The organism is Dyella sp. 2RAB6 (genome assembly GCF_052115385.1).
Classification (GTDB): domain Bacteria; phylum Pseudomonadota; class Gammaproteobacteria; order Xanthomonadales; family Rhodanobacteraceae; genus Dyella_D.
The window spans coordinates 1-25,847 of sequence record NZ_JBFRGP010000004.1 but is presented as its reverse complement, the minus strand read 5'-3'; the positions used below and the strand labels follow the sequence as shown (position 1 = coordinate 25,847).

The 25,847-nt window shown below is 67.1% G+C and carries 26 protein-coding genes and 1 riboswitch; of the genes, 23 read left to right on the top strand and 3 right to left on the bottom strand.

Annotated features, from left to right (window positions below; all coding sequences use genetic code 11):
• Window position 1: 1 nt before the first annotated feature.
• A complete protein-coding gene (locus AB4083_RS07880; RefSeq protein ID WP_441607228.1) occupies window positions 2-1,225 on the bottom strand; it encodes a sensor histidine kinase in 1,224 nt (407 codons plus the stop codon).
• 256 nt (window positions 1,226-1,481) lie between these two features.
• Here AB4083_RS07880 and AB4083_RS07875 point away from each other — a divergent pair, with 256 nt between their 5' ends.
• From AB4083_RS07875 to AB4083_RS07855, 5 genes are all read left to right on the top strand, one after another.
• Entirely contained in the window at window positions 1,482-2,099 is a 618-nt protein-coding gene (locus AB4083_RS07875; RefSeq protein ID WP_441607227.1) for a GNAT family N-acetyltransferase, read from the top strand.
• An 8-nt stretch (window positions 2,100-2,107) separates the two neighbouring features.
• Window positions 2,108-2,896 carry a septum site-determining protein MinC gene (gene minC, locus AB4083_RS07870; protein WP_441607226.1) on the top strand — a complete coding sequence of 263 codons (789 nt, stop codon included), beginning with the start codon at window positions 2,108-2,110 and terminating at the stop codon, window positions 2,894-2,896.
• A gap of 80 nt (window positions 2,897-2,976) precedes the next feature.
• Complete coding sequence (gene minD, locus AB4083_RS07865) at window positions 2,977-3,792, top strand: septum site-determining protein MinD (protein WP_441607225.1); 816 nt, start codon at window positions 2,977-2,979, stop codon at window positions 3,790-3,792.
• Between the two features lie 5 nt (window positions 3,793-3,797).
• Window positions 3,798-4,082 carry a cell division topological specificity factor MinE gene (minE, locus tag AB4083_RS07860; protein WP_441607224.1) on the top strand — a complete coding sequence of 95 codons (285 nt, stop codon included), beginning with the start codon at window positions 3,798-3,800 and terminating at the stop codon, window positions 4,080-4,082.
• Window positions 4,083-4,160: 78 nt separating this feature from the next.
• Complete coding sequence (locus AB4083_RS07855) at window positions 4,161-4,661, top strand: hypothetical protein (RefSeq protein ID WP_441607223.1); 501 nt, start codon at window positions 4,161-4,163, stop codon at window positions 4,659-4,661.
• A gap of 84 nt (window positions 4,662-4,745) precedes the next feature.
• Here the strand turns inward: AB4083_RS07855 and AB4083_RS07850 are convergent, their stop codons facing one another.
• Complete coding sequence (locus AB4083_RS07850) at window positions 4,746-5,975, bottom strand: multidrug effflux MFS transporter (protein ID WP_441607222.1); 1,230 nt, start codon at window positions 5,973-5,975, stop codon at window positions 4,746-4,748.
• A gap of 116 nt (window positions 5,976-6,091) precedes the next feature.
• Window positions 6,092-6,198: riboswitch (Fluoride riboswitch) on the top strand.
• A 67-nt stretch (window positions 6,199-6,265) separates the two neighbouring features.
• Here AB4083_RS07850 and crcB point away from each other — a divergent pair.
• The 11 genes from crcB (at window position 6,266) to AB4083_RS07795 (ending at window position 16,475) form a co-directional block, all read left to right on the top strand.
• A complete protein-coding gene (gene crcB, locus AB4083_RS07845; protein ID WP_441607221.1) occupies window positions 6,266-6,652 on the top strand; it encodes a fluoride efflux transporter CrcB in 387 nt (128 codons plus the stop codon).
• 13 nt (window positions 6,653-6,665) lie between these two features.
• Window positions 6,666-7,004, top strand: a complete 339-nt coding sequence (locus AB4083_RS07840) for a DUF190 domain-containing protein (protein ID WP_441607220.1) — start codon at window positions 6,666-6,668, stop codon at window positions 7,002-7,004.
• A 31-nt stretch (window positions 7,005-7,035) separates the two neighbouring features.
• Complete coding sequence (gene cfa, locus AB4083_RS07835; protein WP_441607219.1) at window positions 7,036-8,154, top strand: cyclopropane fatty acyl phospholipid synthase; 1,119 nt, start codon at window positions 7,036-7,038, stop codon at window positions 8,152-8,154.
• Between the two features lie 75 nt (window positions 8,155-8,229).
• Complete coding sequence (locus tag AB4083_RS07830; protein ID WP_441607218.1) at window positions 8,230-9,276, top strand: proline iminopeptidase-family hydrolase; 1,047 nt, start codon at window positions 8,230-8,232, stop codon at window positions 9,274-9,276.
• Window positions 9,277-9,312: 36 nt separating this feature from the next.
• Window positions 9,313-10,182, top strand: coding sequence for a TraB/GumN family protein (locus tag AB4083_RS07825; RefSeq protein ID WP_441607217.1), 870 nt, complete (start codon window positions 9,313-9,315; stop codon window positions 10,180-10,182).
• 153 nt (window positions 10,183-10,335) lie between these two features.
• The gene (parC, locus tag AB4083_RS07820) at window positions 10,336-12,576 is read left to right on the top strand and encodes a DNA topoisomerase IV subunit A (protein WP_441607216.1); all 2,241 of its coding nucleotides are present in this window, start codon (window positions 10,336-10,338) and stop codon (window positions 12,574-12,576) included.
• Between the two features lie 251 nt (window positions 12,577-12,827).
• A complete protein-coding gene (locus tag AB4083_RS07815) occupies window positions 12,828-13,316 on the top strand; it encodes a hypothetical protein (RefSeq protein WP_441607215.1) in 489 nt (162 codons plus the stop codon).
• Between the two features lie 158 nt (window positions 13,317-13,474).
• Window positions 13,475-14,317, top strand: a complete 843-nt coding sequence (locus tag AB4083_RS07810) for an alpha/beta hydrolase (protein ID WP_441607214.1) — start codon at window positions 13,475-13,477, stop codon at window positions 14,315-14,317.
• Window positions 14,318-14,444: 127 nt separating this feature from the next.
• Complete coding sequence (locus AB4083_RS07805; protein WP_441607213.1) at window positions 14,445-14,810, top strand: EamA family transporter; 366 nt, start codon at window positions 14,445-14,447, stop codon at window positions 14,808-14,810.
• A gap of 4 nt (window positions 14,811-14,814) precedes the next feature.
• Window positions 14,815-15,267 (top strand): DMT family transporter, encoded by a 453-nt coding sequence (locus AB4083_RS07800; RefSeq protein WP_441607212.1) that lies wholly within the window; start codon window positions 14,815-14,817, stop codon window positions 15,265-15,267.
• A gap of 5 nt (window positions 15,268-15,272) precedes the next feature.
• Entirely contained in the window at window positions 15,273-16,475 is a 1,203-nt protein-coding gene (locus AB4083_RS07795; RefSeq protein WP_441607211.1) for a DegT/DnrJ/EryC1/StrS family aminotransferase, read from the top strand.
• 60 nt (window positions 16,476-16,535) lie between these two features.
• On the opposite strand, the gene AB4083_RS07790 is transcribed toward AB4083_RS07795, so the two are convergent.
• Window positions 16,536-18,131 carry a hypothetical protein gene (locus AB4083_RS07790; RefSeq protein WP_441607210.1) on the bottom strand — a complete coding sequence of 532 codons (1,596 nt, stop codon included), beginning with the start codon at window positions 18,129-18,131 and terminating at the stop codon, window positions 16,536-16,538.
• Window positions 18,132-18,783: 652 nt separating this feature from the next.
• Between AB4083_RS07790 and AB4083_RS07785 the strand changes: the two genes are divergently transcribed.
• The 7 genes from AB4083_RS07785 to AB4083_RS07755 all read left to right on the top strand — a co-directional run bounded on the left by AB4083_RS07785 (window position 18,784) and on the right by AB4083_RS07755 (window position 25,510).
• The gene (locus tag AB4083_RS07785; protein WP_441607209.1) at window positions 18,784-19,248 is read left to right on the top strand and encodes a type IV pilin protein; all 465 of its coding nucleotides are present in this window, start codon (window positions 18,784-18,786) and stop codon (window positions 19,246-19,248) included.
• A 2-nt stretch (window positions 19,249-19,250) separates the two neighbouring features.
• The gene (locus AB4083_RS07780; protein ID WP_441607208.1) at window positions 19,251-19,733 is read left to right on the top strand and encodes a GspH/FimT family pseudopilin; all 483 of its coding nucleotides are present in this window, start codon (window positions 19,251-19,253) and stop codon (window positions 19,731-19,733) included.
• On the top strand, window positions 19,730-20,293 hold the full coding sequence (gene pilV, locus AB4083_RS07775) for a type IV pilus modification protein PilV (RefSeq protein WP_441607207.1): 564 nt from the start codon (window positions 19,730-19,732) through the stop codon (window positions 20,291-20,293). The genes AB4083_RS07780 and pilV overlap by 4 nt, the downstream gene beginning before the upstream one ends.
• 8 nt (window positions 20,294-20,301) lie before the next feature.
• Entirely contained in the window at window positions 20,302-21,348 is a 1,047-nt protein-coding gene (locus tag AB4083_RS07770; RefSeq protein WP_441607206.1) for a PilW family protein, read from the top strand.
• 2 nt (window positions 21,349-21,350) lie between these two features.
• The gene (locus tag AB4083_RS07765) at window positions 21,351-21,896 is read left to right on the top strand and encodes a pilus assembly PilX family protein (protein WP_441607205.1); all 546 of its coding nucleotides are present in this window, start codon (window positions 21,351-21,353) and stop codon (window positions 21,894-21,896) included.
• A 32-nt stretch (window positions 21,897-21,928) separates the two neighbouring features.
• On the top strand, window positions 21,929-25,099 hold the full coding sequence (locus AB4083_RS07760; protein ID WP_441607204.1) for a pilus assembly protein: 3,171 nt from the start codon (window positions 21,929-21,931) through the stop codon (window positions 25,097-25,099).
• Window positions 25,100-25,336: 237 nt separating this feature from the next.
• The gene (locus AB4083_RS07755) at window positions 25,337-25,510 is read left to right on the top strand and encodes a hypothetical protein (RefSeq protein ID WP_441607203.1); all 174 of its coding nucleotides are present in this window, start codon (window positions 25,337-25,339) and stop codon (window positions 25,508-25,510) included.
• The last annotated feature ends 337 nt before the right edge of the window (window positions 25,511-25,847 follow it).

The window sequence follows — 25,847 nt, the reverse complement described above, 5'->3', positions numbered from 1 at the left end:
CTCACGACACGCTCAGGGCGGGCGGCTCGAAGCGGGTCGGCGCATGCGCCAGGGCCGATTCCTCGCCCAGCGGCAGGCTGACGTTGAGGGCAAAGCCCTGGCCGGCGGCGGTGTCGACCTTGACCGTGCCGCCGAACTCCGCCAGCCGCTCGCGCATGCCCGACAGGCCGTTGCCGGGGCGGAACTGGTCGGCGCCGCGGCCGTCGTCACGGGCGTGCAGTTCCAGCACGCTGGCCCCGTCGTAACAGAAGTCCAGCCACAGGTTGCGCGCCCCGGCATGGCGGGCGGTATTGGTGATGATTTCCTGCGCCACGCGCAGCAGCACCTGGGCCCGGCGCGGATCTTCCACGCTGAAGCGCGGCGGCGTCTCCACGTGCACGTTCAGCCCCGGCACCCCTTCGACCAGGCTGCGCAGCGCCTGGGTCAGGTCGATGGCGTCGTCCTGGCGCAGTTCGCTGACCACCTCGCGCACGTCGCTCAGCAGGTGCTTGGCGGTGGCCTGGGCCTTGAGCACGTGCTCGGCCGCGGCCGGGTTGCTCAGGTGGCTGGCCACTTCCAGGTTCAGGGTCAGCGCGGTGAGGTGGTGGCCGACCAGGTCGTGCAGGTCGCGCGCGATGCGCATGCGCTCGGCGATGCGGGTGGATTCGGCCAGCAGGGCGCGGGTGGCGCGCAGCTCGGAATTGAGCCGGCGCTGCACTTCGCGCTCCTCGGCCTGCTGGCTGGCGATCACCGAGGCGACGAAGCCCACCGCCGAGAAGCCGGTATAGATGCAGGCCTGCAGCAGGGCCAGGGTCACGCTGTAGTTGAATTCCGGGAAGGTCGAGAACAGCACCGCGAGGCTCAGGCACTGCAGCAGGATCCAGGCCACGCTGAGCCAGAACGGCAGCAGCCACGGCAGGATCACCGAGGACACCACCATCAGGATCGCCGACAGGCCGCTATGGCTGTACCAGCCCACGGCCAGGGCCGAGGCGGTGATCAGGGTCAGCCCGACCAGGCGCGCCCCCAGGTTGCGGCGCGAGCCCAGGTTGCTGGTCAGCAGCAGGTACAGCACGCCGAACAGCAGATAGAACAGCGACCACAGCAGCAGCGCGAAATTGGGCCGGTGCAGCTGGTCCAAGCGCTCGACCGCCCACTGGATGATGAGCGGCGTGCCGGAGCAGACGTAGGCGAACAGGCCGGTCAGGCGCAGCAGCCGGATATGATTCAAATTTGACCATCGCATGCGAAGCATCATAGGCCGCAGGTCCTGTGGTGCAATGCGCGAGAAGTCACTGACCGATCCCTGCCAGAAGCCATGGCAGCTGCCATGGCGGGCCTGCCGGAAGCCATGCCGGCTCGCGCTTTACAAAGGTTTTACATGGTGCGCCGTGTTATGTGCGCCCGCCGCCCCCGTGTCATAATGCGCTCCGATACGCGGGGCCGTCAGCCGGTCTGTCCCAAGCAACATCCCTAAGCAACATCTAATAGCGGAGCAACGAATGGCCCTTGCCATCCGCGACGTGCGCGAGCACGACCTGGATGCCGTACTGGCGCTCAACAACGCCGCCGGGCGCACCATCCTCGCCCTGGACGCCGGGCAACTGCGCTACTTCTACGAGCACGCCGATTATTTCCGTGTGGCCGAGATCGACGGCCATATCGCCGGTTTCCTGATCGCGCTGCGCGAAGGCGGCGGGTATTCCAGCCCCAATTACCTGTGGTTCGGCGAGCGCTACGCGCAGTTCGTATATATCGACCGCATCGTCATCGCCAACGCCTACCGCCGCCACGGCCTGGGGCGCATCTTCTATTGCGACGCCACCAGCTACGCCGAAGTGCGCGCCCCGCTGCTGACCTGCGAGGTGTTCCTGGAGCCGCGCGACGACAAGGTGCTGCTGTTCCACGGCACCTACGGCTTCCAGGAAGTCGGCCAGCAGCGCATGGGCGACGAAGGTCCGCAGGTCAGCCTGCTGGCCAAGGAACTGCCCAGCTACCCCTATGTGCGCGAGACCTACCTGGAGCGCGGCGGCCTGCCCGACGTGAGCTGGCTGGCCGAGCGTCCCCGCCCCGACCATAACAATGACAAGCGCCGCCTCGCTGGAGAGCGGCGCCCGTGAATGCCCGCATGGATACCTCCGATGTCTGCGACCTGCGCTTCGGCCAGGTCGGTATTGCCAGCGTGCGCGTGCGCCGCGCCGACGCCGCTGCGCTGTTCGAGGAGCTGGAGCGCCGCGTGCGCACCGCTCCGCAGCTGTTTTCCCGTGCCGCGGTGATCCTGGACCTGAGCCACCTGCTCAACCTGCCGGACGAAGGCACCGTCGACGCCCTGCTCGAAGCGGTGCGCAGCGCCGGCATGCTGCCGGTGGGCCTGGCCTACGGCACCAGCGAGACCGAGGCGCTGTCGCACCGCATGGGCCTGCCGCTGCTGGCCAAGTTCCGCGCCGCCTACGAACCCGCCGACGGCGGCAGCATCGCGCCGCCGGCCGCTGCTCCGGCATCGGCGCCTGCGCCGGCCGCCGCTGCGCCGGCCGCGCCTGCGCCAGCCCCGGCACCGGTTGCGCACGAAGCGGAAGCCGCCCCGGCCGGGCCGGGTGGCCAGTACCACGACGGCACCGTGCGCTCGGGCCAGCAGATCTATGCGCGCGACCGCGACCTGGTCGTCACCGGCGGCGTGGCCAACGGCGCCGAAGTGATCGCCGACGGCAGCATCCATATCTATGGCGGCCTGCGCGGCCGCGCGATGGCCGGCGCCCAGGGCGACGCCAAGGCGCGCATCTACGTGTCCGACTTCCGCGCGGAGCTGGTAGCCATCGCCGGCCACTACCGCGTGTTTGAACAATTGCCAAAGGATCTCGAAGGCCAGGCTGTGCAATGCTGGCTCGAAGGTGAAAAATTGCTGATCGCGAAACTTTGACGCGGCCGCGCCGGCCTGCAACGATCGCGACACTACTAATCGCAACATCATTACAAGAAACATATTCGGGAGATGGGCCCTTGACTGCTGAGATCATCGTTGTCACCTCGGGCAAAGGTGGCGTGGGCAAGACCACGACCAGCGCCTCGCTCGCCACCGGCCTGGCCGTCCATGGCAAGAAGGTCGCCGTGATCGACTTCGACGTCGGCCTGCGCAACCTCGACCTGATCATGGGCTGCGAGCGCCGCGTGGTGTACGACTTCGTCAACGTCGTGCACGGCGAGGCCACGCTCAAGCAGGCCCTGATCAAGGACAAGCGCTACGACACCCTCTACGTGCTGGCCGCCAGCCAGACGCGCGACAAGGACGCGCTGACCCAGGAAGGCGTGGAGAAAGTGCTGCAGGGCCTGTCCGACGAAGGCTTCGACTACGTCGTGTGCGATTCGCCCGCCGGCATCGAGAAGGGCGCGCACCTGGCCATGTATTTCGCCGACCACGCGGTGGTGGTGGTCAACCCGGAAGTGTCCTCGGTGCGCGATTCCGACCGCATCCTGGGCCTGCTCGCCAGCAAGACCCGCCGCGCCGAAAAGGGCGAAGACGCGATCAAGCAGCACCTGCTGCTGACCCGCTACAACCCGGCACGCGTCGCGGTGGGCGAAATGCTCAGCGTGAAAGACGTCGAAGACATCCTCGGCATCTCGGTGGTCGGCGTCATTCCGGAATCGGAGAACGTGCTGGCCGCGTCCAATTCGGGCGTGCCGGTGATCCTCGATGAGAACTCGCATGCGGGCCAGGCTTATACGGACACCGTGGCCCGCCTCCTTGGCGAAGAGCGCCCGCTGCGCTTCCTCGAAGTGCAGAAGAAGGGCTTCTTCCAGCGCGTATTCGGAGGTTGAACGCGATGGGTATTCTTGATTTCCTCAAGCGCAGGCCCGAGCCGACCGCCGTGGTGGCCAAGGAACGCCTGCGCATCATCGTGGCGCAGGAGCGCTCCTCGCGCGGAGCGCCCGACTACTTGCCGCTGCTGCGCAACGAGTTGCTCGAAGTGATCAAGAAATATGTCCACGTGGACATCGAAGCGATCAACATCAACGTCGAGCGCGACAGCGGGCACGAAGTACTGGAACTCTCGGTCGCCCTGCCCGACCACAACAAGCCCGGTTCGACCGCTCCGGTCGCCGGCTGATGCAGCGCCGGCGGGCATGTGCCCGCCGGTATCCCTCCCCTCACGATTCCCGCGCAGACACTGTCCGCGCCGCGACGCATGCCAGCAACGCCCGCCCCTCCTTCCGTGCTGCGCCTGGCCGAGATCCAGGAGCATGACGCGCGTGCCCTGCTCGCCCGCTACGGCCTGAGCCTCGAACGCGTGCCCGACGGCCAGCCCATCCCGGGCAGCTTCTGGGGCGACGAGGAGGCCGGCATCATCGGCAGCGTGGTGTATGCGCGCGGCGATACGCCCGTGCATTCGCTGCTGCACGAGGCCGGGCACCTGATCGTGCTGCCGCCGGAGCGGCGCGCGCAGGTGCATACCGACGCGACCGATTCGATCGCCGAAGAAGACGCCACCTGTTATCTGCAGATCGTGCTCGCCGACGCGCTGCCTGGCGTCGGCCGCGCGCGCCTGATGGCGGATATGGACGCCTGGGGCTACAGCTTCCGGCTGGGCTCGACCGCGGCGTGGTTCGCCGAGGATGCGCAGGACGCGCGGCTGTGGCTGGTGGAGCATGCGTTGCTCGACGCGCAAGGGCGCCCCATCGCTGCGTAGGTTGGGGTGAGCCACAGGCGAACCCCAACGTTGCGACGCATATCCCGGTGCCGATGTTGGGGTTCGCCTGCGGCTCACCTCAACCTACGCCAATTCGCTCACCGCCCCCTGCGGCACCCGCTCCAGCGTCCGCCGATACCACCGCCACGACACCCAGCCGATCACCGTCAAGCCCGACGCCCCCAGCGCCAGGTAGAGCATCCGGTCGGCCAGCAGCGGCGACAGCACGCCCGCCACCACGCTGCACAACAGCAAGCTGGCAAATGCCTGCACCGAAGATGCCCCGCCGCGGTGATGCGGAAACCGGTCCAGCAGCAGCAAGGTCAAGGTCGGAAACGCCAACTGCACGCCCACGCCATGCAACACCAGCGGCAGCATCGACCAGGGCAGCACGGGGTCCGGCAGCACCAGCGCAAACAGCAGATGCAGCGCACAGGCGGCCAGCATCGAGAAATACCCCAGGTTCACCGTATAGACCTGGCTGCGCCGCACCGCGAGGCGGCCGGACATCCACGCACCGGCCATCAAGCCGATCACCACCGGCAGGAACAGCCAGGGAAAACCCTGCGCCGTCAGGTGCAGCAGGTCGCGCACGATGCGCGGCGCCGAGGCGATATAAAGGAACAGGCCGGCGAAGTTCACCGAGCACGACACCAGCAGCGGCCGGAACGGCACGTCGCGCCCGAAGCCGACATAGCCGGCCAGCAACGCGCGCGGCGCAAAGCTGGTGCGCGCCTGCGGCGGATGGCTCTCGCGCAGCAGCAGCACCAGCGCCGTCGCCAGCACCGCGGTAAAACCCATCAGCACCCAGAAGATGCCGTGCCAGCTGCCGAAGTAGAGGATCTGCGCGCCGACCATCGGCGCGATCACCGGCGCGATGCTGAAGATCATCATCACCCGCGACATCAGCTGCTGCGCCGCGGCGCCTTCGTAGCAGTCGCGCACGATGGCGCGCCCCACCACCAGGCCGGCGCCCGCGCACATGCCCTGCAGGCCGCGGCAGGCCAGCAGCATCGGGAACGAGGTGGCCAGCGCAGCGCCGGCCGAGGCCAGCGCATACACCGCGATGCCGGCCACCAGCACCGGCTTGCGCCCCACTGCGTCCGACAGCGCGCCATGGAACAGGCTCATCGCGGCATAGGTCAGCAGGTAGACGCTGATCAGCTGCTGCAGCTGCGCGTTGTCCACGCCGAACTGCGCCCCGATCAGCGGGAACGCCGGGAACACCGCATCGATGGAAAACGGGCCGATCATCGACAGGCCCGCGAGCAGCACCGGCAGGCTGCGCTGCACGGCGCGGGGAGTAGCGTTCATGGCGTGCAACGAGAGGGGGCGCGAGGCTTGCGAGTATAGGGGTGCGTCGCCGGCCCCGCATGCTCCACTCGTCAGCTCAGGGTTGGCGCCATGCCAATACCTTCGGCTAGCATGCCCAACGCAGGGGAGATGGCATGCCTCCCGTTCCGTGTCGATACGGACGAACCGCGCCGCGGCTCGATACATTCACCCCGAGCCCGGCGCTGATGATGCCTGCACACCGGCTCGCGCCGGGGCGCAGGCGCGTGCCTGGTTCCGGAGGGCTGCAACCCTTTTAGGAGACATTGCACGTGAGTTATTCCGGATTCCTGGTCGTTGGCATCGGCGGCGCTCTCGGCTGCTGGTTGCGCTGGACCCTCGGCGTGCTGCTCAACCCGCTGTTCCCCACCGTCCCGCTGGGCACGCTCGCCGCCAACCTGGCCGGCGGCCTGCTGATGGGCTGCGTGCTGGGCGTGTTCGACCACTACCAGACCCTGCCGCCGGAGCTGCGCCTGTTCATCGCCACCGGCTTCCTCGGCGGCCTGACCACCTTCTCCACGTTCTCGGCCGAGGCCACCACCCTGCTGCTGCGCCAGCAGTACCTGTGGTTCGCCGGCCACGTGGCCTTCCACCTGCTGGGTTCGATCGCGATGACCATCGCCGGCATCGCCGCCACCCGCCTGCTGCTGCGCGCCTGAAGGAGGAGCCGAGATGAATGACGACACCATCCAGCAGGGCCGGCTGCTGATCTTCTACTGCCGCCAGCGCGCGCGGCACGACGGCAAACTGGTCCACGAATGGCTGCTCGAACTGGCCCGGCGCCAGGGCATCGGCGGCGGCTCGGCGTTCCGTGCCATCGCCGGCTACGGCCGCCACGGCGTGCTGCACGAGGAACAGTTCTTCGACCTGGCCGACGACCTGCCGGTGAAAGTCGAATTCCTGCTGGACGAAACCCGGGCGCAAACGCTGCTGTCGGCCGTGCGCGCGGCCAACGTCGACGTGGTCTATGCATCGCTGGCGGCAGGCTTCGAGGTACTCGGCAAGCACTGATTCCGTTGTCCCACCCACCCCTGAGGCACGCATGAGCCGGGACTCCCTGAAGCAACGCGCCATCACCTTGCTGGAGCACGCCGGCATCCATCTGGACGGCGGCGCCCCCACCGATCTGCGCGTGCACGACGACGATCTCTACGCCCGCGTATTCGCCCACGGCTCGCTCGGCCTGGGCGAGGCCTATATGGACGGCTGGTGGGATGCCGACGACCTGCCCGGCATGTTCACCCGCCTGCTGCGCTCGCACGTGGACCGCGAGCTGAGGACGCTGGACACGCTGCTGGCGCATCTGAAGGCGCGCTTCATCAACCTGCAGCGCGGCGAGCATGCCTACGAGATCGGCCGCGCCCACTACGACCTGGGCAACGACCTGTTCCAGGCCATGCTGGGCAAGCGCCTGGTCTATTCCTGCGGCTACTGGGCGCAGGCCGACAACCTCGACGACGCGCAGGCGGCCAAGCTCGATCTGGTCTGCCGCAAGCTGCGCCTGCAGCCGGGCCAGCGGGTGCTGGACATCGGTTGCGGCTGGGGCGAGGCGCTCAAGTACGCGGCAGAGCGCTACGGTATCGAAGGCGTGGGCGTCACCGTCTCGCAGGAGCAGGCCGAGTTCGCGCGCCAGCTGTGCGCCGGACTGCCGGTGGAAATCCGCCTGCAGGACTACCGCGAGCTGGACGAGCGCTTCGACGCGGTCTTCTCGATCGGCATGTTCGAGCACGTCGGCGCGCTCAACTACCGCACTTATTTCGAGGTGGCGCGCCGCTGCCTGAAGGACGACGGCCTGTTCGTGCTGCATTCGATCGGCAGCAACGGCTCGCCGTCGCGGCCCGATCCATGGATCGAGAAGTACATTTTCCCGAACTCGATGATCCCCTCCGCGCAACAGGTGGCCGAAGCCTTGCAGGACCTGTTCGTGGTCGAGGACTGGCACAACTTCGGCGCCGACTACGCACGCACCCTGGACGCCTGGCGCGCCAACTTCGACGCGGCCTGGCCGCACCTGGCCGAGAACTACGACGACCGCTTCCGCCGCATGTGGCAGTTCTACCTGTCGGTGTCGGGCGCGGTGTTCCGCAGCCGCCGCGACCAGTTGTGGCAACTGACGCTGAGCCCCGAGGGCGTGCCCGGCGGCTACCGCGTGCCGCGCTGAACCGCGCTTGCCGCCATGCAGCGGGCGCGGGATAGTGCCGCATCATTCCAAGCGCCATCGCTGAGGGGAGTCACGATGAAACGCCTGCTTGCCACCCTGGCCGCCGTGCTCGGCCTGTGCGCGGCGCATGCCGCAGACCTGCCGTCCAAGAGCCCACCTGCCCCCGCCAGCTACTTCGACAACAGCGGCCGCGACGACGTGCTGAGCGGCGGCGTCAAGACCATCGTGATCGACACGCCCAAGGGCAAGTTCCGCGTGTGGACCAAACGCACCGGCAACAACCCGAAGCTGAAACTGTTGCTGCTGCACGGCGGCCCCGGCGCCACTCACGAATACTTCGAAGCCTTCGACAGCTTCATGCCCGCCGCCGGCGTCGAGTACTACTACTACGACCAGCTGGGCTCCGCCTACAGCGACCAGCCCAAGGACGACTCGCTGTGGACCACCGCGCGCTTCGTCGAGGAAGTCGAACAGGTGCGCCAGGCGCTGCATCTGGACCAGGACAACTTCTGCCTGCTCGGCCACTCCTGGGGCGGCATCCTGGCCATGGAGTACGCGCTGAAATACCAGCAGCACCTGAAGTGCCTGGTGATCTCCAACATGATGGACTCGATCCCCGCCTACAACGTCTATGCCAGCAAGGTGCTGGAGCCGGCGATGGATCCCAAGCTGCTGGCCGAAGCCAAGCAGCTCGAAGCCAGCGGCCGCACCGCCGACCCGCGCTACATGCAGATCCTCACCCCGATGCACTACGAACAGCACGTGCTGCGCATGCCCGAAGCGCAGTGGCCGGACCCGGTGCAACGCGCCTTCGCCCATCTCAACGAGCGCGTGTACACGCTGATGCAAGGCCCCAGCGAACTGGGCGCCAGCGGCCGCCTGGAGCACTGGGACCGCAGCAAGGACCTGCAGCAGATCCGCGTGCCCACCCTGGTGATCGGCGCGCAACACGACACCATGGATCCCGCCTACATGGCCGCGATGGCGAAGAAGCTGCCGCAGGGCCGCTTCCTGCTGTGCCCCAAGGGCAGCCATATGGCGATGTACGATGACCAGCGCACCTACTTCGACGGCCTCACCCGCTTCCTGCAGGACGTCGAAGCCGGACACGCCGCCCACTGACGCCTGCCCCGCCCGCCGTCCCATCTGGAGTTGCCGTTGAAGCCGTTCCGCCGTATCCGCGTCCTGTTCGCGCTGTGCCTGCTGCTCGCCGCCCCCGCCTTCGCCAACCCCGGCCTGTGGGTGGCGAAGAAGGACCAGGCCACCGTCTACCTGTTCGGCACCGTGCACCTGCTGCCCTCGGACACCAACTGGTCGTCGAAGCCACTGGACCAGGCCCTCGAAGCCAGCAGCCGCCTGGTCATCGAACTGACCGACGACAACCCCGCCAACATGCAGGCGCTGGTGATCAAGTACGGCCTCGACCCGGCCCACCCGCTCTCCGGCAAATTGTCCGAACGCGACCGCCACCGCCTCGAACGCGCCGCCGAGGAGGCCCAGCTCCCCGGCGGCGCCGCCACCCTGCAGGCCATGCGCCCCTGGCTGGCCGCCGTGTCGCTCGCCGTGGGCCCCCTGGTCCGCGCCGGCATGGACCCCGCCCAGGGCGTCGACAAGACGCTGCGCGCGCGCATGGAAAAAGCCGACAAACCGGTCGAAGGCCTGGAAACCGCCGAGCAACAGCTACGCATGCTCGCCGACATGCCCGAACCCCTCCAACTCTCCTTCCTGCGCCAAAGCCTGGACGAAGTCGCCCAAGGCCCCGCCCGCCTGCGCGACCTGATCGACGCCTGGCGCCGCGGCGACACCGACGAAATCGCCCGCATCGAAGACGAAGACCTGCGCAAAGGCTCCCCCGAGCTGTACGACCGCATGCTGGTAAAGCGCAACGAAGCGTGGGCAAAGAACATCGCCGAACGCATGAAGCAACCGGGCACCACCTTCGTCGCGGTCGGCGCGGGACATCTTGCAGGCCCGGACAGCCTGCTGAAGCAGCTGGAAAAGCTGGGCATCGAAGTACAACGGCAGTAATCCCCAACGCACCAAAACGTTGGGGTTCGCCTGCGGCTCACCCCAACCTACGCCTGCATCGACGCACCGAAGCGGCATGACGGCCAGGATGCAATCTGGCACCATCCCGAGCCAATCCCGCGCGCCCCGCGCGCCACCTCCCCGCGTAACTAAATGAATCTGCAAGCCAATTTCGAACAGATCCCGCTCAAGGAATACGCCGAGCGCGCCTACCTCGACTACTCCATGTACGTGGTCCTGGACCGCGCCCTCCCCTTCGTCGGCGACGGCCTGAAACCCGTCCAGCGCCGCATCGTCTACGCGATGAGCGAGCTGGGCCTGTCCGCCACCTCGAAACCGAAAAAGTCCGCGCGCACCATCGGCGACGTCATCGGCAAATTCCATCCGCACGGCGACAGCTCCTGCTACGAAGCGATGGTGCTGATGGCGCAGCCGTTCTCGTATCGCTACCCGCTGGTCGACGGCCAGGGCAACTTCGGTTCGCCCGACGACCCGAAGAGCTTCGCGGCGATGCGCTACACCGAATCCAAGCTCAGCCCGATCGCCGAGGCGCTGCTGGGCGAGCTGGGCCAGGGCACGGTGGACTGGGTGGCCAACTTCGACGGCACCCTGGAAGAACCGAGCTGGCTGCCGGCGCGCGTGCCGCACGTGCTGCTCAACGGCTCGATGGGCATCGCCGTGGGCATGGCCACCGACATCCCGCCGCACAACCTGCGCGAAGTGGTCAGCGCCTGCATCCGCCTGCTCGACGATCCGGACGCCAGCATCGCCGACCTGTGCGAGCACATCCAGGGTCCGGACTACCCGACCGAAGCGGAGATCATCACCCCGCGCAACGAGCTGCTGGCGATCTACCACAGCGGCGTCGGCTCGCTGCGCGCCCGCGCCGTGTACCAGCGCGAAGACAGCAATATCGTGATCACCGCGCTGCCGCACCAGGTCAGCCCGTCCAAGGTGCTGGAGCAGATCGCCGCGCAGATGCGCGCGAAGAAGCTGCCGATGATCGAGGACCTGCGCGACGAGTCCGATCACGAGAACCCGATCCGCCTGGTGGTGGTGCCGCGCTCCAACCGCATCGATCCGGACGAGGTGATGCAGCACCTGTTCGCCACCACCGATCTGGAAAAAAGCTTCCGCGTCAATCTCAACATGATCGGCCTGGACGGCCGGCCGCAGGTCAAGGACCTCAAGCGCATCCTCAGCGAATGGCTGAGCTTCCGCACCGCTACGGTGACGCGCCGCCTGGAGCACCGCCTGGCCAAGGTCGAGCGCCGCCTGCACCTGTTGGAAGGCCTGCGCATCGCCTACCTCAACCTGGACGAAGTGATCCGCATCGTCCGCAGCGAGGACGAGCCCAAGCCCGTGCTGATGGCGCGCTTCAAGCTCAGCGAAGAGCAGACCGACTACATCCTCGAAACCAGGCTGCGCCAGCTGGCCCGCCTCGAGGAAATGAAGATCAATGCCGAGCGCGACCAGCTCGAGGAAGAGCGCGCCCGCATCAACGTGCTGCTGAAGTCGCCGGCCAAGCTCAAGGGCCTGATCAAGGAAGAACTGCGCGCCGACGCCGCCAAGTTCGGCGACGAGCGCCGCTCGCCGCTGGTCAAGCGCGAAGCCGCGCAGGCGCTGGACGAAAGCGCCCTGGTGGCGAGCGAGCCGGTCACCGTGGTGCTCAGCCAGAAGGGCTGGATCCGCGCCGGCAAGGGCCACGACGTGGACGCCGAAGGCCTGTCCTACCGCGAGGGCGACAGCCTGCTCGCCGCGGTGAGGGCGCGCACCACGCAGCAGATCGCGGTGATCGATTCCACCGGCCGCAGCTATTCCACCGCGGCGCACACGCTGCCTTCCGCGCGCGGCAACGGCGAGCCGCTGACCGGCCGCTTCAGCCCGCCGGCCGGCGCCAGCTTCGATGCGCTGTGCGCCGGCGACAACGACACCCGCCTGATCCTGGCCACCGATTTCGGCTACGGCTTCGTCACCCGCTTCGAGGCGCTTACCGGCCGCAACAAGGCAGGCAAGCAGATGCTCACACTGGGCGACGGCGCGCGCGTGCTGCCGCCGCAGGTCAGCGCCGACCCTTCGCGCGACCGCCTGGTGGTGGTCACCACCGAAGGCCATCTGCTGATGTTCTCGGTGGCCGAGCTGCCGGAACTGGACAAGGGCAAGGGCAACAAGCTGATCGAGATTCCCAAGGCCAAGCTGTCCTCCGGCGACGAACGCGTGGTCGGCGTGGCGGTGGTGACCGAGGGCAAGGGCGAAGTCACCCTGTACGCCGGCCAGCGCAAGCTCACCCTGCGCTGGTCCGACCTGGTCGAATTCGGCGGCAACCGTGCCACCCGCGGCGGCGTGCTGCCGCGCGGCCTGCGCCGGGTGGAGCGGATCGAAACCACGGCTTGATCGCGACCTGCCCCTCTCCCGCCGGGAGAGGGGTCGGGGTGAGCTGGCGTAGGTTGGGGTGAGCCGCCGGCGAACCCCAACATCATTACCTCATGCGCAACACATCGTTGGGGTTCGTCATCGGCTCACCCCAAGCTGCGCCGGTCCGATACCCCCGCCTTGGAACTTCCTTCCAGCGCCAACCGTCGAATCCCTGTTGTGCACGCCCGCCCCGCCCCAACCGTTATCGGCAGCGCACCCGGAGTCACCCCATGAACACCAAGCTCATCGCCACCGCGCTCGCCGTCGCCCTGCTCGCCACCGCCGCTCATGCGCAGACGGCAAGCAACCTCAACCTCAAGCTGCCGCCCGGCAGCGTCCCGGCCAGCGCCAGCACCGCTGCCGCCCCGGCCAGGCCCGGCGACGCCCCGCCCGCGATGGACGCGGTCAACGCCCGCCCCGCCGGCAGCGCGGCCAGCACCCGTGCCGCCCCCGGCGTCTACTACGGCGACACCAGCGGCCGCACCGCCGCCCAGGACGAAGCCGAGGCGGAAGCCGCCCGTCCGCACTGCGACGACGCCACCTACAACCAGCCCCAGGTGCACGGCAGCGTGGGCATGGGCGTGGTCACCGGCAACCACTGGGGTTCGGGCACCTACAACAGCGGCGCGGTGAACGTCACGCAGCGCCTGGGCGACTGCTCGCACCCCACCGGCAGCATCGGCCTGTCGATCGGCGTCAGCCGCTTCAACGGGCGCTGATGCGCAAGCTTCGGCGGCGCTAAGTGCCGGATCGGCAAGCGGGTCGAAAGTTTTTAGAAAGAGCCCCCGGCCAGACTGGCCCAGTCAGTCTCATCTAATCGCGAAATCATGCGCCCAGCCGTTACGCTCCACCCCACCCTTCGCCTGGGCCGTCAGCCGTGATCCAGAACGTCGAATTCCGCCTCGAAGGCGGCCGCGCCGGCGTGATGCTGATCCACGGCCTGACCGGCACCCCCACCGAAATGCGCCTGGTCGGCCGCGGCCTGAACCGCGCCGGCTTCGATGTGTACGGCATGCAGCTCGCCGGCCACTGCGGCGACGTGGACGATCTGATCGCCACCGGCTGGAAGGACTGGTACGCCAGCGTGCAGGCCGCCGCCGAACGCTATGCGCAAGAGCTCGACCATCTATTCGTGGCCGGCCTGTCGATGGGCGCCGTGCTGGCGCTGAAGCTGGCCGCCGACCGTCCGGACCTGGTCAAGGGCGTGGGCGTCTATGGCGCTACCTTCCGCTACGACGGCTGGGCCACGCCCTGGTACAGCAAGCTGTCTTTCATGCTGCCGCTGATCGGCCGCCTGGGCATCGGCAAGCACCGCATGGTGCATGAGAACGAGCCCTACGGCCTGCGCGACGAGCGCATCCGCGCCCAGATCAGTACGGCCATGCTCGGCGGCGACAGCGCCGCGGCCGGCCTGCCCGGCAATCCGTGGCCGTCGCTGGCCGAGATGTACAAGATGGCCGCGGTGGTGAAGCGCGACCTGCCCAAGGTCACCGCGCCCTGCCTGATCGCGCACGCCACCGAAGACGACATCGCCAGCCTCGAAAATGCGCGCATGGTCGAACGCGGCGTGTCCGGCCCGGTGGAGATGCTGCTGCTCGAAGACAGCTACCACATGATCACCGTGGACCGCGAACGCCGCCTGCTGATCGACCGTTCCGCCGATTTCTTCGGCCGCATCGCCGACCCGGCCGCTGCAGCCGCCGCGCGCGCCGCGGCCTGAATCCGCGCGACCTCGCCGCCGGAATCGCGGCATGATGACAGCGGTTTGATTACAGCGGCTTGATTACAGCATGGGAGCAGCGGATGCCTGATCGCGTGAAGTCCTTACCGTGCCGCGGAGCGCGCCGATGAGCCCGCTCGCCGTCACGCTGTGGCTGCTCAACGTCAGCCTGGACACCGTCGGCCAGCTCGCCTTCAAGGCCGCGGCCAGCGACCCGAAGGCCGGCGACGGCCTGGCGCGCTGGCGCTACATGGCCGCGCGGCCGTGGCTGTGGGTGGGCATCGCCTCGTACGTCGCCGAGTTCCTGGTGTGGATCGCCTTCCTGTCGCTGGTCGACCTCTCTGAAGGCGTGCTGCTCGGCTCGATCAATATCGTGGTGATCATGATCGCCGGACGCATCCTGTTCCGCGAGAAGCTCACCCCATTGCGCGTCACCGGCATCCTGCTGGTCACCGCGGGCGTGTGCATCGTGGGGATCGCCGGTGGAGGCTGAGCGCATGCAAACCGCACCCGCACGACTCGGGCGCTTCTACTTTTTCGGCTTCCTGATCCTGGTGGCGTTCGACACCGTGGTGCAGCTGGCCTTCAAGTACGCCGGCAACCACGCGTTTCCGCCGGAGGCGAACTGGGCGTGGATCGTGCGCGTGTTCGGCCATCCGTGGATCTACCTGGCGGTGGTCGGCTATGTCGGCAACTTCTTCACCTGGATGACCCTGCTGAAGCACGCGCCGATCGGCCCGGCCTTTGCGGTCACGCATCTGGAAGTGGTCAGCGTGATGCTGTTTTCGATCTGGCTGTTCAACGAGCCGCTGACCTGGGCGCGGGTGATCGGCGCGCTGGTGATCGTGGCCGGCATCGTCTGCCTCGCCCTGGCCGAAAGCGGCGCGCATCCGGAGGGCGATGCGCCCACCGAAGCCAAGGGCGCACTCGGCGTCTCCGCCGGAGACTGACGCGCATGCGCCGCGAGCTGCCGCCCACCGCCGGCCTGCCGCTGCGCCCGTCGGACCTGCTGCCGCGCCGCGCGCGCTTCGCCGCGAACCTGGCCGGCTGGCTCGGCGTCGCCGACCCGCAGCTCGAATGCTCCGGCACCGCCGCCATGGTGGTGGCCTTGCACGCCATGCACCGCCTGCGCCCGCAGCGCGACGAAGTGGTGGTGCCGGCCTGGACCTGCCCGCTGGTGGCGCTGGCCATCCATCGCGCGGGGCTGAAGCTCAAGCTGTGCGACCTCGCGCCCGGCAGCATCGACCTGGACGCTGCGCAACTGGCCACCCTGTGCGGCCCGCGCACGCTGGCCATCGTGCCCACGCACCTGGCCGGCCGAGTCGTCGACGTGCCGGCCGCCATGGCCATCGCGCGCGACTGCGGCGCCTACGTACTGGAAGACGCCGCGCAGGCGCTGGGCGCCCGCCACGGCGACGCCAGCGTGGGCCTGCTCGGCGATGCGGGCTTTTTCAGTCTCGCCGTGGGCAAGGGGCTGACGCTGTACGAAGGCGGCGTGCTGATCTCGCGCGACGCGCAACTGCGCCAGGCCTGCATGGCCAGCCGCCGCGAAGTGATCCGCACCAACCCGCGCTGGAGCATGCAGCGTGCGGTGGAACTGCTCGGCTACGCCGTGGCCTATCGCCCCTCGCTGCTGTACGCGGTCTATGGCAAACCGCTGCGCGCAGCCCTGGCCGCCGGCGATCCGGTGGCTGCCGTCGGCGACGACTTCGGCCCCGACATCCCGCTGCATCCGCTCGGCCGCTGGCGCCAGGGCGTGGGCACGGCCGCCTTCGCACGCCTGCCGGGCTTTCTCGATTACACCCGCCGGCAAGCCCGCGCGCGGCTCGAACCGCTGCGCGCCCTGCCCGGCGTCACGGTGTTCGACGACGCACCCGGCACGCAAGGCAGCTGGCCCTTCCTGCTGCTCACGCTGCCGACCGGCGAAGCACGCGATAGCGCACTCGACACCTTGTGGACGGCCGGCCTCGGCGTCAGCCGCCTGTTTATCCACGCCCTGCCCGACTACGGCTACCTGCGCGACATCGTGCCCGCGGCAAACTTGCCGAACGCCCGCGATTTCGCCGCGCGCTCGCTGACCATCACCAACAGCCCCTGGCTGCGCGACGACGAATTCGCGCGCATTGTCGATACGCTGCAACGCGTATTGCGCAACTGAAAGCAAAACAAAACCCCGCTTTCGCAAGCGGGGTTCTGCATGTCGCGCCGGACGCGAGGCTTATTGGCAACCCGGGAACTTGAACGACGCCAGCCGCGTATTCCAGTTGAACGAGCCAGTCGTCTTCAAATACTCGTTGGTGTACCAGAACGTGCAATCGTCCACCGGATCGACCGTCATCGCGCTGTAGTCGCCCCAGCGCGACAGGTTATTGCCGCTCTGCGAACCGGTGCCTTCGACGATGCTCGCCTCGGCCTGCATGGTGTTGAGCGCATCGGTGGCCAGGCGCCCGGTGTAGCGGATGGCCGGATGGATCGTGCTGCTCGACGCGCTGTAGCCAAGCGCCATATTGCCCTGCTTGTCCATCGCCACCGAGCCGAGCCAGCGATACGTGGTATCGGGCGAATAAGTCGACTGCTGATACACCACCGGCGTGGTGCCGGGACTGCGGACTTCATACCAGCGCACGCCGGTATACGGGTTCTGCTTGCTGGTGCCGACCTTCACCGCATGGCTGACCACCAGTGCTTCGTGATCGGCGAAATGGCGGTACGCCAGGCGGAACATCAGCCGGTCCGCCAGCGAATCCAGCTTCTGCCTGGTCCCCGACTGCGGAATGCAGGTACCGCCGCTGCATGCCGCCGAGAACGAAGCGACCGGGATGGCCGTGGGTCCGCTCAAGGTACTGTTGGCGCTGTTGCTCCAGTCGACATGGAACTTCCACAGATTGAGCTTGCCGGTACCGAAGTTCAGCAAGTAATCCGGTGCGCCCGCCGGCGGCGCGGTGGCGCCATCGAGATCCGCCGGCAACAGGCTGCCGTAGCTGCTGGAAAGCTGGAAGCACTGCTGCGTCGCCGCCTGCCCGCCCAACATCTTGCTGCGGTCGTAGGCGCACACCTTGGCGCCGGAGAAGCTGTTGCCGCTGAACATGTTGAAGCTGATGTAGTAAGCGTCCGGCCATACACCCAGCTTCGGATAGTCCGGGAAGGTGCTGCCGTAGTTGAACGCATAGCGGTAGTACGCGCCGGTGGCGTCGCTGGTGGCGGAGACCGCGACGCACTGGTAATACGGTGCGGCGGTGACGGCGAACTGCGTGATGATCCAGCGGCCGGCAGCCTTGTCGTACACCACCACGGCGTCGCCGTCGTTGTCGCTTTCGCACGGACCGCCGAAACCGGACCACAGCGTGTTGCTCTGCACCGGCCCATAGACCACGGCCTTGCTCGCCTTGTCGAAGACCGCGAAGCCGGAGTTGACGATCTGCACGTACTGCGTGGCGCCGACCGCGCCATTGGTATCCGGCGGCGCACTGTCCACCGTAAAGGTGCCCTGCGGTCCGCTGAAGCCCTGGCCTACGCCATCCACACCGCTGCCGGCGGTGGGCGCGGCGCCGGTCGCACTGCCTTGCACGGCGCCGTCAGGCGGCGAGCCGGGGCCGTCGATCCACGGTAGTGGCCGCGCCGCATGCTCACGTTTGCTCTTGGAGAAATCGTCGGGGCGCGGCATCACGCCGCGCAGGGAATGCAGCGTGTCGTGCTGCGCGGCCGGCGTGGCCTCCGCGCCGGACTGGTCCTGTGCGTGCACGCTTCCCACGCACGACAGGCCGACGGCGACACACAACGCGGCGCCCGCGGCACCGGTTTGCTTCAGCAACATGATGGTCTCCCTGGTCAAGAGTCAACGAACGAACGATCACCCTCTATCGAGACCGGTTCGCGCCATCCCCCTGCCATTGTCGACGCCGCCGGCACCGCTTAGCCGTGGCCGTTGCGCGGCGCATGGCGCCGGGCACACGAAGACGGCCAGCTGGCCGTCTTCGTAACGCATTTGGCTTAGCTCATCCTTACGGCGGCGGCTGCTCGAAATGCATAGTCCGATCCGCCGGCCGGGTGACCAAAATAGACAGCCGCGGCAGGCGGCAGACATTTTTCGTCCGGCGCCTGAAAAAATCTGCAGAAAGCCTATGCCGAAAGATATAGGCGAATGCCCATCGATTATCCAGACCCGATTTATCGAATCGTGAAAAACCGGCGAAATCTCGATTTTCCAGGCTTTCGCGCAACCAGGCTTGCGCGGAACTTTCCCAGGCATGGCTGATGCATATGAATCACCCGTCATCGCCGGTGATAACCAGCTGTTACACCGGATGGCCTAAGGCCACGATTATGTCCAGGCGGCCGACCGGCAAATTGACATTGGATATTGCCGATACCTACGCTGCACTTGCCATTCCAGCTCGATGTCGCCGGGCTTTCGTATTAAGGCGCTGTCGCGGAATAACCACGTGGACTCATGGGGGAGTTCTCACATGGTCGCGCTCACCTCGCCATTCACCGCTACGCCGCCAGGCCGGCAGGCGCAGCGCTGTGCGGCACGCGGCTTCACCCTGATCGAACTGATGGTGGTAGTGGCGGTGATCGCCATTCTCGCTGCCATCGCCATTCCCAGCTATTACCGCTACATGCTGCGCGCCAATCGCGCGGCGGCGGAGACCGTGATGCTCGACATGAGCAGCGCGCAGGAGCGCTACATGATCGACAGCCGCCAATACACCACCAGCAATGCACTGCTGGGCTACGGCACGCTGCCGAACACCGTCGCGCCGAACTACACCATAGCGGTAGCCACCAGCGCCGGCCCGCCGCCCAGCTACACCGTCACCGCCACCCCGATCGGCAACCAGACCCGCGATACCGATTGCGGCACGCTCAAGCTCGGCAGCGACGGGAGCAAGACCGCCTCGGGCACGTCCACCACGTGCTGGAAGAAATAACCATGCGCCGCGAACTCGCCAGGGGTTTCACCGCGATCGAGCTGATGGTCACGGTCTCCGTGCTGCTGGTGCTGACCATGCTCGCGGTGCCGCAGATGGCGCCGTTCCTGCAACGCCAGCGCCTGAAGAACGCCACCATGGACCTCGCCTCCAGCGCGGTGTTCGCGCGCAGCGAGGCGATCAAGCGCAACGGCAATGTCTACGTGGTGGCCAATGGCACGGACTGGAGCAAGGGCTGGACGGTCAGCAGCGCCAGCGCCGTCACCGCCGCCAGCACGATCCGCGCGCAGGGCACGCTGGATGGCCTGCGCATCAGCGAAGGCGGCGGCAATACCTCGTTCAATTTCGGCGGCGACGGCCGCATGCCAGGCACCGGCATGTCGTTCACCCTCAACCCCACCGTCACCGCGCAAGGCCAGCAGCCGCTGTGCGTCGCGGTGGGCGCCACCGGGCGCGTGCAGACCACCAAGGGAGCCTGCTCATGAAAGGCCAGCGCGGCATTCTGCTGATCGAGGTGCTGGTGTCGATGCTGATCGCATCGGTCGCCTTGCTGGGCACGGTGATGATGATGGCGCGCTCCACCCGCAACGAGATGGAGTCCTACCAGCGCGTGCAGGCGCTGACCCTGGTGCAGGACATGGTCTCGCGCATCAATGCCAACCGGCAGGTGGCCGCGTGCTATTCGAACGGCGCCACCGGCGTGGTCACCGGCTCCGGCTCTGCCGCGCCGGCGGCCTGCGCCACCGGCACGCCCACGCCCACCGCGCTGCAGGCCGCCACCGCCAACGCCGACCTCGTCGCCTGGCGCGCCGCACTGCTCGGCGCAAGCGAGAACTCCGGCGGCAACAAGGTCGGCGCCATGCTCGGCGCGATCGGCTGCGTCGAGCGCATCGACGCGACCAACAACGTCTACCGCATCACCGTGGTGTGGCAGGGCCTGATGCCCACCGCCGCGCCGGGCCTGAGCTGCGGGCAGAACAAGTTCGGCGACGACAGCCTGCGCCGCGCCGTCAGCGTGCAAGTACGCATTGCCAACCTCTCGTGACGGCCGCCATGCGCACTCCCTCTTCCATCTCGCCACTCCAACGCCAGCGCGGCGTGTCGCTGGTCGAGCTGATGATCGGCGTGACCATCGGACTGGCCATGCTGGCCGCGCTGGGCTCGCTGTACGTGGCCACGTCCAAGGCGCGCGCCGAATTCAACAAGACCGGCGAGCAGGTGGAGAACGGCCGCTACGCGCTGGAATCGATGGTGCGCGACGTCGAGATGGCCGGCTTCTTCGGCCGCCCGGGCCTGTCCGCCTCGCTGCAATACAACCTGCCCGGCGCCTGCACCACGGCGCAGACCTCGATGGGTTTCGACAACACCACTTCGCCGATCACCGTGCCGGCGGCGTTGTCCGGCGTGGCCGCGGGCGGCGCGAAACCCACCTGCCTTTCCAACATGAGCACGGGCACCGAAGCGCTGACCGTGCACTATGCCTCCGGCAATGTCTCGGCGACGGTGTCCGGCACCGAGTATTACCTGCAGCAATCGAGCTGCAGCAGCGACACCAGGCAGCTGATCTACGACAGCAAGACCGCCAACTTCACCCTGCTCGGCAAGACCTGCAGCAGCGGCAGCCCGGCGGAGCTGCGCAAGTATGTGGTGCGCACTTACTACCTTAGCGGCTGCGACAACTGCAGCAGCGGCGGCGACAGCACGCCGACCCTGAAGGTGGCCGAGTTCGTCAACGGTTCGATCCAGGTTTCCTCGCTGGTGGCCGGTATCCAGGACGTGCACCTGAGCTATGGCGTGGACACCGACAGCAACGGCTCGCCCGATTGCTACGTCGACAATCCCGCCATCGACAACTCGGCAACCTGCACCGGCAGCAGCGGCTACAGCTGGACCAACGCCACCGCCAACTGGGCCAACATCACCGCGGTGCGCGTGACCGTGCTGGCGCGCAACCTCGACCCCACCACCGGCTGGAACGACACGCGTACCTACGACCTGGGCCGCGCGACGGCGGACGGCCCCTACAACGACAGCTACAAGCGCCACGTCTACAGCGCGGTCGCGCGCCTGTGGAACGTCGGCGGCGTGCGGGAGAACTGAGCATGCATCCTTCCTTCCCTGCGGCACGGCGGCAGCGCCAGCGCGGCTTCACGCTGATGATGACCCTGGTGTTCCTGGTCATCTTCCTGCTGTTCGCCATCTCCATGGCCAGCTCCAGCCTGGTCAACACCAAGGTGGCCTCGAACCAGCAATACCGCATGGAAGCGAGGTCGGTGGCGCAGCAGGGCGTGGAGGCGGTGATGAACCAGGCTTTCACGCTCAATCCGATCCCGGCCTCGTCCGTGCCGATCGACGTCACCGGCGACGGCAGCAACGATTTCACCGCGCAGGTCGCCGCGCCGATCTGCCTGGACAGCAAGCCGGTGCTCAACCAGGACCTGTCAGTGGGCGATGTCTGCCGCACGCCCACCAGCAGCAGCGGCGATCTGTTGGTCAGCTCCGCTGCCGCCACCGCGGCGTTCTCGCTGTGCTCGGACACGCAGTGGGAAATCCAGTCCTCCGTCACCGATCCGAACAACAGCGCGACCTCGGTCATCGTGCACCAGGGCGCGTCGGTACGCGTCCCCGTGGGAACGCCCTGTCCATGAACACGCCCAGCAGCCCTCGCGGAGACGCCGCCATGTCCACTACGCGCCCATCGTTGAGCCGCCGCCTGCGCCGGCTGGCGCTCGCCACCGCCCTGTTGGCCGAGCCGGGCCTGAGCCTGAGCGAGGACATCGACCTGTACACCGGCGCGCCGGTCAACGGCGGTTCGCCGAACCTGCTGATCCTGCTGGACAACGCGGCGGCATGGAATGGCTCCGTCAGCTTCACCTGTCCCACCTCCGGCGTGGTGTCGTCCAACAACGCCGGCAAGGACGTCGGTTTCGAGCAATGCTCGCTCTACCAGGCGGTGACGGCGATCGGCACCAACCCGGTGTTGCTGGGCAAGCTCAACATGGGTCTGATGCTGTTCGATCCGTCCAGCAACGGCGGCTGGTTCCGCTTCCCGGACGTGGGCCGCGCCAAGGACCCGGGCGCGCTGCCGCTGATGGATGCCACCGGCGTGGCCAACTTCCAGACCACCATCAAGGCGCTTGACCGCCAGAGCGACAAATCCAACAACTCCGCCGTGGGTGGCGGCATGGAAGAGATGTGGGCGTACTTCGCGGGCAAGACCGGGTTATCCGGCGTCACCTACAAGTCGCCGCTGTCCGGCACCTGCCAGAAGAGTTTCGTCATCTACATCGCCAACGCGGTGGGCAACGGCAAGCCGCAGGATGCCGGCAATTCGCCCAGCGCCCAGTCTTCGCTGCAGCAGGCGACCGGCCAGTCCAATCCGACCCAGATCGTGATTCCGTCCTACCCGAAGTACCAATCCAACTGGGGCGACGAGTGGGCGCAGTTCATGTACCAGACCGATCTCTCTGGCGGCTCGTCGACCAATCCGCAGAACATCATCACCTACACCATCGCCGTCACCGACGGCAGCAACCCGGACTACGTGCAGTTCCTGCAAAGCATGTCCAGCCATGGCGGCGGCAAGGCCTTCGTGGTGAACATCAACGATGCGAACGCGCTCAATACGCTGGTGAACGATCTGCAGCAGATCTTCAACGAAGTGCAGTCGATCAACAGCGTGTTCGCCTCGGTCAGCCTGCCGGTAAGCGTCAACAGCCAGGGCGTGTCGCTGAACCAGGTCTACGTCGGCGTGTTCCGCCCCGACCCGACGGCGCAGCCGCGCTGGATCGGTAATCTCAAGCAGTACCAGCTTGGCCTGGACAGCAACAACAACGTGATCACCGAGGACTCGCTCGGCAACTCCGCGATCAGCAACAACGGCTCCGGCTTCATTTCGCCGAACGCACTGAGCTACTGGACCTCCGACCAGCAGACCGGCACGCCGCGCAACGGACCGCTGGCTTTCCCCGGCAGCAGCGTGGTCACCAACTGGCCGGCGAACGGCTTCTGGGTCAACAAGCCTTCCGGCATCTCCCTGGCCTACGACGCGGTGGACGGCGAAGTGGTGGAGAAAGGCGGCGTGGGCGAAATGCTGCGCGCCGATTACCTCACCTCGCAGACCGGCCGCACCGTGTACACCTGCAACGGCGTGGGCAACTGCCCCACCGGCAGCGCCATGCCGAAGTTCGATACCAGCAATACCAACGTCACCGCGGCGCTGCTGGGCACCACCGCCACCGACCTGCCCAACCTGATCAACTGGGTGCGCGGCACCGACAACACCAGCCCGAACAACGAAGCCGAACCCGGACCCGGCTCGCCGGTGACGGTGCGCCCGTCCATCCACGGCGACGTGCTGCATTCGCGCCCCGCGATCATCAACTACGGCGGCAGTACCGGCGTGGTGGTGTTCTACGGTTCCAACGACGGCTACTTCCGCGCGATCAACGGCAACCAGACCACCGGCATCGGCACCGTGCGGCCCGGCGGCGAACTGTGGTCGTTCATCGCGCCGGAATTCTTCGGCAAGCTCAAGCGCCAGCGCGACAACAGCCCGGTGATCAAGCTGCCCGGCATCACCGATGCCAGCGCGCTGCCGAAGGACTATTTCTTCGACGGCACCACCACGGTGTACCAGAACCAGAGCGTCACGCCCGCGACCACCTACATCTACCTCACCGCACGCCGCGGCGGCCGCTTTATCTACGCCTTCGACGTAAGCACGCCGACCGCGCCGCGCTTCCTGTGGAAGAAGTCCAATGCGGACATTGCAGAACTCGGCATGACCTGGTCGCAACCGAAAGTCGCGCGCATCAAAGGCAATACCAACCCCGTGCTGATCATGGGCGGCGGCTACGACACGGCCGAAGACGTCGACCCGGTGCAAGGCGCCGACAGCATGGGCCGCGCGATCGTGATGCTGGACGCCGTCACCGGCACACCGGTATGGATGGCCGCGCCCAGTTGCACCGGCCAGCCCAGCCCCTGCAAAGCCGTGACCGGCATGACCTACGCCATCCCCTCCGACATCACCCTGCTCGACCGCGACGGCGACGGCAATATCGAGCGCCTCTACGCCGGCGACCTCGGCGGCAATATCTGGCGCGTCGACCTGGAACCGAACGCGCTGACCGCGCCGACCAACTGGACCGTGACCAAGCTCGCCAGCCTCGGCGGCACCGGCACCAGCGCACGCAAGTTCTTCTATCCGCCGGACGTGGTGCCGACCGGCAGCTACGACGCCGTCGTCGCGGCGAGCGGCGACCGCGAACATCCACTGGCCTCGAACGCCGCGTCCAATGTCGTCAACCGCTTCTACAGCCTGCGCGACACCAGCACCGGCAACAGCGTGGCAGCCACCTGGACCACCATCACCGAAAACAACCTGACCGACGCCACCAGCACGCTGTTCACCGGCAGCGGCAGCGGCTTCTACGTCACCTTGACCAATGCCGGCGAGAAGGCGGTGAACTCGCCGCTGACCGTGGCCGGCTATACCTACTTCGGCACCAACCAGCCGGCGAACCCCGCCAACAACCCGAACATGTGCTACCCGAACCTGGGCGTGGCGCGCGGCTACGCCATCAACTTCCTCGACGGCAGCGGCCTCAATGCCGACCGCTTCGTGAAATTCGATGGTGGCGGCATGCCGCCCTCACCGATCTTCGGCCTGGTGCAACTGCCTACTTCCAGTGGCGGCACACTGCTGACGCCGGTGCTGATCGGCGGCGGCAACCAGCTTGGCCTGGTCGGCGGCAACAACACCTCGTCGCTGGGCACGCAGAAAGTAGTGCCGCCGGGAACCGGGAAGCGCAAGCGCACGTACTGGTATGTCGATGGCGTGAAGTAAAACGCACTGCATCCGAAGAAGGCCGCCGGTGGCGATGTCCCGGCGGCCTTTTTGTGTGCCCTCGGCGTTGACGACGCTTGAGTACAGCATCGATGTGCGATTGGCAGCACTCACTCATTTCCGTTGGATTTGTCTGGAAATGCGCGCCCATGCCGCCTTATCGGAGTAAACCGATTCAGCCCGGCGCCCCTTCTTGCCTAGCATCGCAAGCTCATTCCCTACCCCGTGGATAACGAGATGGATACGGTTCTGGCGATGGTCGTGGTGGCGCTCTGCGCGTTCTTCGTCTACGACATCGGGCTGCTTCTGAATTCAAAGAGCGCGTTGATGGTTGCCTTCTGCGGCTGCACGATCGCCATGGCGATGGAGTTGTTCGTGATGTTCAAACAGTGCCGGGAGAAGAGATCGTAGCGGTTGCGTTTGGCATTACCAGGCTTTGCCTGCGACTGGCTTTTGTTGGCGACATCGCTCGGTGCAAGCCCCGCCCCCCTCACCCCAACCCTCTCCCCGGCGGGGAGAGGGAGTCCGTGGGCTCTCGCGAAGAGCCAAGAGCCAGCGGCACAGCCGCTGCGTTCCGCTGGTGCGCTTCTGCTCTGGCCTTTGATCTTGCTCTTGATCTACCGGGTCCCCTTGGCGCCGGCGGTGAGGGCTGGACGAAAAGGCCCCCGCAGGGGGGCGGGGACAGGACGTCCCCGCCTTTTTGATCAGGGCATGGATGCCCTGTCAAAAAGCCCGGCCAGCCCTCACG